9 protein-coding genes are annotated in these 11,455 nt (G+C 36.7%); 8 read left to right on the top strand and 1 reads right to left on the bottom strand.

Features of this window, described 5'->3' with window-relative positions; all coding sequences use genetic code 11:
* Positions 1-171 precede the first annotated feature (171 nt).
* Positions 172-390, bottom strand: a complete 219-nt coding sequence (locus BALCAV_RS01135) for a hypothetical protein (RefSeq protein ID WP_152563024.1) — start codon at positions 388-390, stop codon at positions 172-174.
* Positions 391-866: 476 nt separating this feature from the next.
* Between BALCAV_RS01135 and BALCAV_RS01130 the strand changes: the two genes are divergently transcribed.
* The 8 genes from BALCAV_RS01130 to BALCAV_RS01095 all read left to right on the top strand — a co-directional run bounded on the left by BALCAV_RS01130 (position 867) and on the right by BALCAV_RS01095 (position 11,432).
* Entirely contained in the window at positions 867-2,189 is a 1,323-nt protein-coding gene (locus tag BALCAV_RS01130) for a DUF2399 domain-containing protein (protein WP_004428302.1), read from the top strand.
* Positions 2,174-3,586, top strand: coding sequence for a hypothetical protein (locus tag BALCAV_RS01125; protein WP_004428303.1), 1,413 nt, complete (start codon positions 2,174-2,176; stop codon positions 3,584-3,586). The genes BALCAV_RS01130 and BALCAV_RS01125 overlap by 16 nt, the downstream gene beginning before the upstream one ends.
* Positions 3,531-4,271: a hypothetical protein gene (locus BALCAV_RS01120; protein ID WP_040323271.1), complete on the top strand. Its 741-nt coding sequence runs from the start codon at positions 3,531-3,533 to the stop codon at positions 4,269-4,271. Before BALCAV_RS01125 ends, BALCAV_RS01120 begins: the two co-directional genes overlap by 56 nt.
* Positions 4,268-7,465: an AAA family ATPase gene (locus BALCAV_RS01115; RefSeq protein ID WP_004428306.1), complete on the top strand. Its 3,198-nt coding sequence runs from the start codon at positions 4,268-4,270 to the stop codon at positions 7,463-7,465. Before BALCAV_RS01120 ends, BALCAV_RS01115 begins: the two co-directional genes overlap by 4 nt.
* Positions 7,466-8,329: 864 nt before the next feature.
* Positions 8,330-9,004 (top strand): HAD family hydrolase, encoded by a 675-nt coding sequence (locus BALCAV_RS01110; protein ID WP_003321679.1) that lies wholly within the window; start codon positions 8,330-8,332, stop codon positions 9,002-9,004.
* Between the two features lie 307 nt (positions 9,005-9,311).
* On the top strand, positions 9,312-9,776 hold the full coding sequence (locus tag BALCAV_RS01105; protein ID WP_407920848.1) for a MepB family protein: 465 nt from the start codon (positions 9,312-9,314) through the stop codon (positions 9,774-9,776).
* A 194-nt stretch (positions 9,777-9,970) separates the two neighbouring features.
* On the top strand, positions 9,971-10,753 hold the full coding sequence (locus BALCAV_RS01100) for an enoyl-CoA hydratase/isomerase family protein (protein ID WP_003321515.1): 783 nt from the start codon (positions 9,971-9,973) through the stop codon (positions 10,751-10,753).
* A gap of 256 nt (positions 10,754-11,009) precedes the next feature.
* Positions 11,010-11,432 carry a DUF1801 domain-containing protein gene (locus BALCAV_RS01095; RefSeq protein WP_003321516.1) on the top strand — a complete coding sequence of 141 codons (423 nt, stop codon included), beginning with the start codon at positions 11,010-11,012 and terminating at the stop codon, positions 11,430-11,432.
* Positions 11,433-11,455: the final 23 nt, after the last annotated feature.

Genomic DNA, 11,455 nt, shown 5'->3' with positions numbered 1-11,455 from the left:
TGTTAATTTATACAAGGGAAATCGCCATAGACTAAACCTGATTATCTGGGCAATTATTGTAGTCGCTTTTTTTTTGCTTTGGTACTTTAAGAATTAAATCACCTTTTAAGTGAATTATCGGTAATTATAGAATAGTTACTATGTATATGTAAGATTATCCAAGTTTTAATGTTAGAGAGGATTTATAATAAAGAAAAGAGTAGGATGAGATATCAAGTGGCAGGAGGTTAGAGGCATATATTCTGAGCCGTTTGCGCTGTGCTCATTTAAAAGTTCGTCATAAGCCTCTAACACGGAGGTCATCACACTTGAGAAGGTTTCCTGTAACTTCCTCCAGACTAGCTGTTCGAGTTCTTTTAATGTTGGATATTCTGTGGTATTCTTTTGCATAGGGTTTCTCCTTTGAATCGGTTTTTTGTCGACTATGATTCTACCAAGGAGAGACTCTTTTTTCATGTATTTTGCTTAAACCCCTACCGCGCTTTCGCTTGGTGGCCTGCTCAACCAAGTAATGGACTTCCATTACCTGGTTGAGCAGGTTATTTCTTCTCCCACAAACATTTTACTCATACAATAAATAAATAAAAGCATTCACTTAGGTGTAGGCTAGGTGTAAACTTTAAACTCAAGGTGAAGGACTAGCCTTGAGTCTTTTTCATTTACTCTCAGTTAGAAATACTTTGATTATTCCACAGTAAACTTTGATGCAAAACACACATAGAGCCAACTAGTACCAAGGATTAATGGGGAGCAACAACTGGCTATTTTCTGCCGATAGAGTTCGTCATCATATAGTTTCATTTCAATCCTTCTATAAAAGCGATAAAATGAAAGGGAATAGATAGGAATAAAACGGAGGCATTAACATGATCGATCAATCAGTTAAGAACTTTATTGAGATATATGTCTTGAAAAAAGGTGAAGAGTTAAGAATGAATCGTTTGGCTGAGGAATCGTCTCCATTTATCGAAGTAGAAATTATCAAGAAAACCGCACGTACTTACAGGAAAGTGGGAGAATTAATGCTCGCTCCCAATGTTTATCCAGCTGCTGATAAGAGGCCCGATCCGAAACTTGAAAAATTGAACTTAACCCTTAAAAAAAGGGTTCAGCTTAATGAGTATGATAGAACGACTCTTCAGTGGCTTGAGCAAGGCTGGATTATAAAAGAAGTGCGTTTTGAAAAGGATGAAAAAACGATACAGTCGAGTGGTTATCGGATGGGGTATCAACTCTTCGCCTATTTAAAACATATCTCGAATCAAAATAGAGTCGCTAGTATAGATGAGTTTAACTTATGGAAGGAAAGACTGAATGAAATTTTACAAATGGTTCCGGTGAATCAGGATCTGAAAAGGCAACAAGCTTTGACACTATTAGAAAAGACATTAGTCTCACTAATACATAAGGACATTGAGGTATTGTCTATAGCTCCTCAATTTCCACCTAAATGGAGCTTGAAAAAAAGGATTAAATTTCTTGATTTTGCCCTTGCTACCTTCCAACTCTCAAAACAAAAGGATAATTTTGATTGGAAAGAAGTGGGGGCAAGTTATTATAAGGAAATTGGTGGTTCAAAAGTATTTGATTCGAACAAAGAAGAATTTATTGCCCAATTGGAGGAGTGGGCTGAATGTCCGATTGTTAATCTCGGTCTCACGAGTCTTGGGAAAATAACGCCACTTTATTTTTCTGGTGATATAAAAGGCAGATATTCTTCTTATTCATATGGTCCTGTGCATAGTTTAACTGATTTAGCGATTGCCGAGGAAAACTATCAAACGAAGGCAACGACATTGTGGCTTGTAGAAAATCGAGCGATCTTAACGAGAGTAGCTTCTGAAAAGGGGTTTCTAAAAGAAATGAACACCCTCATGGTCTGTGTGGACGGTCACTTACGTACGTCTCACCGGCGTTGCATTCAACAGCTGCTTGCTAATGGGGATCTTAAACAAGTTCTTATTTGGTGTGATTATGATAAGGATGGGCTCCAAATTAGTAAAGAGCTGTTTCAAGCGTGTTCAAACGATTTTGATAGAAAGTATAAATGGATTACGGATAAACATAACGTGATCACGGAGATAGAAGAATTTGAAAAGTATATGGAGGCATTATTAGGAGAGCGCTCCATTGAACAAGAGCAAGTGTTAGGTGGAAAGGAGGACTGGATTAGATGGATCACTCATTAACGTCCATATTTACCGCGAATCAATCGGATCCAGAGGTCTCTCAGTCGATGAGGGACATTGCTTCGTTAGCGGGAGTGTTAAAAGATTTGGGTTCTCAAGATGCCTTTCAATCCCCTGGGGAGATTCTACGTTTTTTAAGAATCATCCAACTTATCAATGAGGAGGCACTTGGGCTTGATGAACCGATTGAAAATGAAGAAACGGTTTTTTATCGGTACAAAAATAAGTTCAATGATGAATCCCCCCCTTCTAAAAAGAGAGTGGAACAGGTGATTCGTATTTTAATTAACAACAATTGGATGTCGAAGCAATCGAAACAATTGAAAATGAGGGATTTAGGGAAGCGGATGATGGATATGCTCATCCGACTTGCGAATGATTCGCTTGCTTATTATAAACATGATGATATTGGTCGTTCCCTATTTCAGGCGAGGCGAGATGCAGAGCTTAGTGAAGCCTATGATGACAAAGGGATATCAGGAGGGAATAAAATTGCTAGTATTATTCGTAATGTCGAAAATGCGATTCAATTGATGAAAGAACGAGAGCTAGAAATGTTAGCCGATCGGAATGCTTTACCACAACTTGAGCTCATTCATGGCTTGATGGAAGATTTAGATATCAAACTCAAGGAGCGTTTTCGTCAATTCCAAACGATGGAGGAAAGTCTAGTTCTCTCCTCTCTTATGCAGAAGGGAACAGCAGTACTTGCGGAAGGAACTAATTTAAGTGTGGGGATGATAAGTAAGTTTCTGAAATTTACGCATATGCAAGAAACCCCGCTTTCTTCTAATATTCAACCTGAAAAAGTAAGGGATTTTATTACGAAGATGTTTGCCCCACCATTAGATTCGGACGTTCCGAATGCCCATCAACTTCTCAGTTTTATGGAACAAAATCAATATGAAGATGAAGCGATGGATGGCCTATGGATTCCGGTAAAATTTGCCTCACCTTTGTCACCGATAGCGATTGAAGAGGGAATACATTATCTTGAAACGTATGAACCAATTGAAGCATCAATGGAAGAAGATGAGGAGGAGCTCATCTACTCGACCGAACTTATCTCTGAAGAAGATGTTGATGAATTAATGAATCAGGCGAACTGGTTAATGATGAAAGAAATGATCGAGACTGAAAAAATCGAAAAATATATAGAAAAACAAGAAGAAGCGCCAATCGAGCAAGTGGTAATTGAAGCGACCTCCGTGAATTGGAGTGACGCTATTAATGCGATGACCGCGATTTCGGCATTAGTTGGAAATAAAAAAATATCGATCATGAATGGGAAAAAGGGAGCAAAAGTTCCTGTGTATGATCGAGAATGGGAGTGGATGAAAGATGCAGACAGAGCAAAAGTCATCAGAAAACGAACAACGAATAAGTCAGCAGAATGATCATAGTTCAGTAACGGAAGAACATGAGGAAACAAATGTGAACCCTCTTAATGTGCTGCAATCTTTAAAGGGGGTCTTATCAGAAAAGGAAGAGCTTGTTTTCATGAATATCTTGTTTTCTTCTTCTGCTTCTATCCGTGGTGGGAATTTTGGCTTGTCTAGAAAAGAAGTAGAGAAGCAATTAGAAATTCAAGGGGACGATAAAGAATTTTCTTCTTTTATCACAAGATTAAATCAAGCGGTTAGCAGGTATTTTAAAGTTATTTATGATGAACGAAGAGATCAAGTGATTGTGTTGATGCGTGTCCCGGCAAGGGCTGCACGAAACACATTAACAAAAGAAAGCTTAGTGATTCTTCTCTATATGTTTTATCAACAAGAAGTACTTCAACATGAGTTTACGTTATTTGACCAACTTCTAAATGCGTTTGGACACGAATCAACAAAGGCAAACCAACGAATTTTAGTTAATCTTGATCCGTTGAAGAAAATCGGAGCGATTGAAGACTTTGAAACCTCTTCTCATGAAAAAGCCTATGCTTTAACAGCGATCGGTGTGCACTTGTTTTCGGATTCTTTTTTACGACGTTCAACCGAATTTAGTCAATCCAATCAATTAAATAAAGACGAGGTTATGAAGTTTTTTAAACGATATAATCTTTATCAGGAAGGGGAATCTGAATGATCCCGTGGCGCTTAACTTTTTCAGGCATCCGCGATTATGAGCCAACGCAACTCGATTTGTCTGGTAAAGACGATCATGTCATGATTACTGGACCAAATGGGGCTGGAAAATCAACGATCACATTTTGTATGGGAGCTGTTTTGTATTCGTCGAAAGTAGACATTGAAGGGTTGAAATCTCGTAATTTACCGGAGCAGCAGACATGGCGGGGGAAGATTTCGCTCCTTTTTAAAAATGAAGGAGCTATGAAAATAGATGCCCCTACTTATATTCAATTTTCGTTGCACATTGTTCAAGAGCCTGGACAACCAATCAAAAAAGAATTTTTTATTTATGCTGGAGAGGAAATCGATCAGTGGGAAACCCCAATTAAATTCACCTCGGGAGACCGTTTTAATAATTTTACCGCTTATAAAAAGGCACTAGAACAAAAATACAAAATTGATCCTGACTTATTTTACTTAATTTGGTACCAGCAGGAAGTGAATCAATTTGCGGTCATGAATCCAGAAGAACGATTTCGGATATTTAGTGAAATGCACGGAATTGATCAAGTGCAGCGAAATTGGGAAGAAAGTATGGAGAAATTAAAGGATACAAAAGAAACATTAGGATCGGCAGAAGTTAATATGAAACATAAAAAGCAATTACTCTCTTTATCAAAAAATGCATTGGATCGTTTTTTGGATAATAAAAAGCGCTTAGAATCAGGTGCTAAGCTTTATATAGAGTCTTTATTGCAACTAGAAGTTCATTATAAAAAGGAAAAAGAACAGTTTGAAGATATAATCGAGCAAACAAGAAGTGAAATGGAAGAAGAGCAAGACCAGTTAGCAGCGAAAGAAAACGAGCGGGAACAAATCAAACTCGAGCTAAAAGAACGGAAGCGTGAGAATGAGGAACTTGCTCAAAGGATAGAGGCCGAAGAAGAAAAAGAAAACCAATTAGCTCAAACGATTAAAGAAAATGAAGCTACGATAAGTGGTTTAGAGAAAGAATTAGCCGTTATCCTGGAGCAAAGACAATATATTCGGAGAACAGAAGAGGAAGTTCAAAATGAGTTAGAGGCTTTGAACAGAGATCAAAAAGAAACAACTGAGTTCTTTGATTTAGTCAAGAATAGGATAGACGAAGTGTCAGGTGAATGGCAATCGGTCGTTGAAGAGATAACAAGGCTTAAACAAGAAATACAAGTTGATAACGAAGCTGCCGTTATACATCAGGAGCGATTGGCAACGTATACGAGTAGTTACGTTGTTCAAAATAGTATTGAACGATTAGAAAAGGAATTAAAGGAAAATAGAAACGAACATATCGATATAGAAAGAAGATTAGCTGAGTTATCCGAGGAACTAAAACAGTTAGAACAGAACCGTGACTTATCAGAAAGACAAATAGATTCATTGAATTTCTTTAAAATGAAAAGAATCCAAGCGTATCCTCTTCGTGAACTAGTCGAGCTAGATGAACAGGCGAAGCTGAAGGATGAACACTTATTTGATGCGATCAAATACACGATATTTTTTGAAGGGAAGAGCATTAAACCACCTAATGATCTCTATCATGTCCCTTTAATGAAGTTAATTCCTGACCGTTCCGTTACTCATCTACCTTCGCTTCATTTAAAGATCAAAAGTGGGATCGGCACAAAAGAGCATTTAGCGATGAAAGCCTTATGGTGGATTGAACAATTGTTTGCCCAAGGGGAAGTAAGGATTGAAAATGGAATATTAGTTGATTCATTAGGTTATAGAGGTCGACAAGAAAAAGACCGCTTTATTTTAAGTGCTAAAGCTTTGTTGGCGAGAAAACAAGTGGTTATTCAACAGTTGAAATCAGCTCAAGAAGACAAAATCAAATTAAGTGATCGGATGGAACATTCTACAAAAACGCTTCAGGAATTGAATAGCATTATTCATCGTGTGAAAGAATCAGAGGCGTTTATGACGTTGGAAGAAGAGCGAAGACTACGTTTGGAAAAGCTAGCTGAAAAGACTGAGCGAAAGGAATTATTAGAGTCTGAGCAAAAAGAGTTGGACGTTAAAAAAGAAAAGGGAATCCATCAAAAAATCGAGCAAGAAAATTGTCTGAATGAGTTAAAAAAGGAAGAACAGTTTTATCAAGAGCTCGGACAAATGTCAGATAAATACGAAAAGCTTCATAGTTTAAGGGAAAGAACGGCAAGTGATCGAAATGATTTGGACGAGCAAAAACAACGTAATAAAGAACTGGAGCAACAAGAGGAGGCTCTCGACTCTAAAATTAGAAAGTTGGAACGAAAAGGGAGTGGAATCCAAGACAAAATAGATTCGGTGCATGATGGCATAAGAGTTAAAGAAAAACAACTCCAACGCCGTCAAGAAGATTTAGAACTAAACAAAGAACAAATGATCAAATGTATCCAAGAGCTAAATGAGATGAAAGGTCTTGTCTCTGAGATTTATGACGAGTGCACATCTGAATTGACGGGCGGGCATTTATTAACGATTACGAAGCTCCTTCATAACCGTGAATTAGGGAAAACAAAATTCGATCGTGCCCGTTCGGAAGACGGAATCGATCCGGCAGCAGAGGCAAATTACGAAACAATTAAAGAGGAATACGATCGGTTGGCAAATGAATATAATCGGACAAAGTTATTGCTCGAACAAGATACAGAACGGGCACAAGACTTAAAGAATAAGCTAGAGATCACGATAAACATGCGAGTTCTTGAAATTCAACAACGCTTTAAAATGTATATGAATGAGTTTCAATTTGAAGGCGATGTTAGTTGGGAATCCTATGAAGACCGCAGACAACGGACACTCTTTAAGCTATATATAAAAGCAAGAAAAGAAGGTCATAAAGGGGCTTTAGAGGATGTAAGTGTCAAAGCACGTGGAGGAAAAGTTGGAAAAGGAGTATCAGGTGGAGAAGAATCACTTAGCTCTCTTCTATTTGCCTTAGCCCTTCTCCAAAATTTACAAACGACCCCTGGCTTTATTGTCCTCGATGAGTTTGATAGTGCGTTAGATGAAAACAGAAAAGTAAAGGTGTTTGATTTATATGTGAAACAATTGCAAAGAAAGTTAATTATTTTAACACCAAAGTCACATGAATCAACATATCATAATCGATTTTCAAAAGCGTTTATCGTCAAACACGATCCAACGATTCCGAAAAGTAATGTGGTAGGGATTGTGAAGACTTAAGTAAGGACACCGGTCATAGATGGGTACTTGCCGGATAAGAGGCGATTTTGGATAAGCAATTTAATACCGGTATAGCAAGGAAAGAAGAGTGCGAATCCAGGGTGATAGGTAATGAAAAGCTGTGCTGTGGCAAATTAGGGTTTGAATAGTGCAGGATAAGGAATGAAAATCGGTGCTGAAGCAAATTAGGGTACGAATAGTGCGGGATAAGGAATGAAAAGTCGAGCTGTGGTAAATTACGGTGCGAATAGTGCAGGATAAGGAATGAAGAGTCGAGCTGTGGTAAATTACGGTGCGAATAGTGCGGGATAAGGAATGAAAAACTGGTGAGACCAAAATTACGGTACGAATAACAGATTTATAATATATAAAAAAAAGTAATACCTTCCGAAAAACATAATAGTTACCAAGACTAAAAGCCATTAACTTAGCCCATCTAAGTTAATGGCTTTTTTAAGGTTGCATTTCGGTCAGAAGTTGAAACAATGTTATTTAACAAAGGGAGTTTAATAAAAAATGTAGAATTATAATAATGAACTGTAAAATAAAAGGAAATATAAATTTGTTTAGAAGGGGGCTATAATTTGAAGTTAAAAGAAATAGCAGAACTTTTTATGGTAAAAGAAATCCCACCTGCGGAAAGCGTGCCCCCCATCTCGGGAGCGGTGTCTTCCCTCTCACTTTTATCATATTCAAAAAGGGGCTGAACCCTCAAAGGTCATTTTCATGACTTTTGGGACAGCCCCTTGATTTTACTTGGGCTGGCTCCTTAAATAAGAGAAGGAGAAAGGTATGGTTAACGAGAAGTTTAACTAATGTAGAGGTTCATCTCAATGTTATGTACATAGCAGGAGCTGATTTATAATGATTAAAACTGTTTTATTTGATTTAGACGGAACTTTATTAAATCGGGACCGATCAGTTAGAAATTTTATTGAAGCACAATATGAGCGTTTGAATAAATGGGTGGGGCATGTCAGTAAAGAGGCATACATAACAAGGTTTTTAGAACTGGAAAAACGTGGTTATGTATGGAAGGATAAAGTCTATCAGCAATTAGTAGGTGAATATGAGATAAAAGGGGTAACGCCTGAGTTTTTATTAAAAGACTACATGAATGAATTTAAGTATCATTGTGTCCCTTTTCCTAATCTCCATCATATGTTAGAGCAACTGAAAAGTAGCAATTATACTCTAGGTATGATTACAAATGGATATGGACAGTTTCAAATGGATAATATCAAGGCTTTAGGTATTGAGGGATATTTTGATGCTATTTTAGTATCTGAATGGGAAGGAATAAAAAAGCCTGACCCACAAATATTTCTACGAGCATTGAAGCGACTTAAGGCTTCTCCTAATGAAAGTCTATTTGTAGGAGACCATCCTGAAAATGATGTAAGGGCAGCACAAAATGTAGGGATAAAGGGAGTTTGGAAAAAGGACGATCATTGGAATCAGGTTGAGGCTGATTTAATGGTCGATGATCTGGCGGAATTATCTTTGATGATCGAGAGCATCAATCAAAATGGCTGTTAATTGAGGAATGATTTTAGAGGGAGCGTCTCTATGATGATACTAGTCTAATTTATAGACATAGTAAATTGACAGATATTCAAGTATAGTGAGAACGAATAATTGTCCAATGGTGAGAAAATCTTAAGCTGAATAAAGTTGCGAAGGAAGAAGCTAAAAAGATTGAATGAGAGATTGCTTTTTTATGCTATCTTTATATTTTTTTCTAATACAAGTATTAATATTGAGGTATTTGTTAAGTGTAAGAAAAATGATCATTGTGTAGGAGAGAGGAGTTAAAATGAAATCGGAAATTTTGTTAAGAGACATAATGAACGAGTTTGGAAATATAGATAACTTTGTTCTAAAGCGAGAAGTCCAAAATAGTGAATATGAAGGTTTATTTTTAATTATAAATCAACAAGTTTACAGAAGTAGACTTGCTAAATTAACTCCTAAAAAGAAGGGCTATTTTGTTGCGTTTTGGGAGAAAGATATTAATGGAATCAATCAAGCTTATAGCTATGAGAATTCACCAGAGAAATTAATCGTATCCGTCATAGATAACGATAAACAGGGACAGTTTATTTTCCCTAAAAAAGCGCTTCTTAAATATGGGATATTAAAAAGTTCCAAGCAGAAGGGAAAAATGGCTCTTAGAGTTTATCCTAGTTGGGTAACTGAATTGAATACAAATGCTACAAGGGCTCAAGCATGGCAAGTAGAATATTTTATTGACTTATCAAATAAATTCGAAATTGAAAAATTAAAGAAATTGTATTTTGTGTTAAATTAAGCATGAAGGTAACTATTTAATCACTCTTTATTTCAAAGTTACATCTAGACCTTTACTCTACAAGCTCATTTATCTGAAAAAAATAATTTTTTTTGCAGGGAAAATAATATATATAAAGAATTATATATAAAAGGGGTTATAAATTTATTTAATTACATAGTAAAAAGGTAGTTAAGAAGAAAAGAGGAGATAAAATGAGTGAAAGTGTGTTGGTCGAAAAAAATAATGAAATCGCTACCATTTATTTGAACGAACCGGATTCGTTAAATGCGATGGGGTTAAAATTGATTAAGGAATTGACGACGGTGTTAAGAGAGTTAGAAGAAGACCGTTCGATTAAAGTTGTCATTTTAGCGGGCAAGGGTAAGTCTTTTTGTGCCGGTGGAGATATAAAAATGATGGCAAACGAGGACCTTACTTTATTAAAAACTAAAGAAGTGATTGATGATTTTACAGGAATTGTCGCAACGATGCGTAAAATGACAAAGGTGATTATTGCGGCTGTTCATGGATATGTCGCTGGGGCAGGAATGAGTTTAGCTTTAGCAGCCGACTTGATTGTAGCGGAAGAGGATAGTCGTTTTGTTTTGTCGTTTAAAAATATCGCTTTAATTCCAGACCTTGGGATCCATTATCATTTACCGAAAGTAGTCGGTGAATTGAAAGCTAAGGAATGGATTATGCGTGGAGTGAATTTAACAGCGCAAGACGCAAAAGCAGAACGACTAGTCAGTGAGGTAGTTGCAAAAGGAGCGTTATTGGAAACAGCGAATGGATTAGCAGCCGAAATCGCTAGTGGTCCAACTCAAGCATTCGTCAGCTCGAAACGAATTATTCATGATTCTTTTGATTCGTCGTTTGAAGAAGTAATAGAAAAGGAAAATGCTGCACAAATTATTATGCGAGGAACGGACGACCATCGTGAAGGGATTCAAGCTTTTTTTGAAAAGCGGAGGCCAAAGTTTTCTGGGAAATAGATATAAAAAAGAGGGTCAGTGCATTAAATGCATGACTCTCTTTTTTTGTGTTGAAGGGTTTTTGGGAATTTTGATTAAATCAAAAAAGAGGCTCAGAGTAAGTATATATATTAAGAAGATAAACGTAAGCATTGGATGAAAATAAAAGGATTTGATTATAGAGGAACTCCCTTTTCGGTATAATGAAGATAAAGTCATTTAATGAAATTCACTTGAAATAATAGATAGTTTAAATTGGTTAAAGGAGAGGTGTAGATTGTACGAATTAAAAACTAAAGAAACTGACCATGATGTGATTGAGTTTATCGAAAAAGTTGAAAGTCCTAAGAAAAAACAAGACGCCTATCAATTACTAGACATTTTTACGGAAGTTACTGGTTACGAGGCAAAAATGTGGGGGCCGAGTATTATTGGTTTTGGTTCTTATCATTATAAATATAAAACTGGTCACGAAGGGGATGCACCACTTGTTGGCTTTTCGCCTCGCAAAGCCAAGATTAGTCTCTATTTTGCAACCGGTGATGCTAAGCGAGATGAATTATTAAAAGAATTTGGAAAACATACGTCAGGAAAGGCTTGTGTCTACATTAGTAAAATAGCCGATATTGATGTTGATGTATTAAAAGCATTAATTAAACAGTCGATCATATTTCTGCGAGAAACTTATCCAGAAGAGTGATGGTTGTGTGTTCTTATGAGTGG

Source organism: Alkalihalobacillus alcalophilus ATCC 27647 = CGMCC 1.3604 (assembly GCF_000292245.2).
GTDB lineage: Bacteria > Bacillota > Bacilli > Bacillales > Bacillaceae_D > Alkalihalobacillus > Alkalihalobacillus alcalophilus.
Note: the sequence above shows the minus strand (reverse complement) of the source record. Positions and strands in the feature narration are given on the sequence as shown.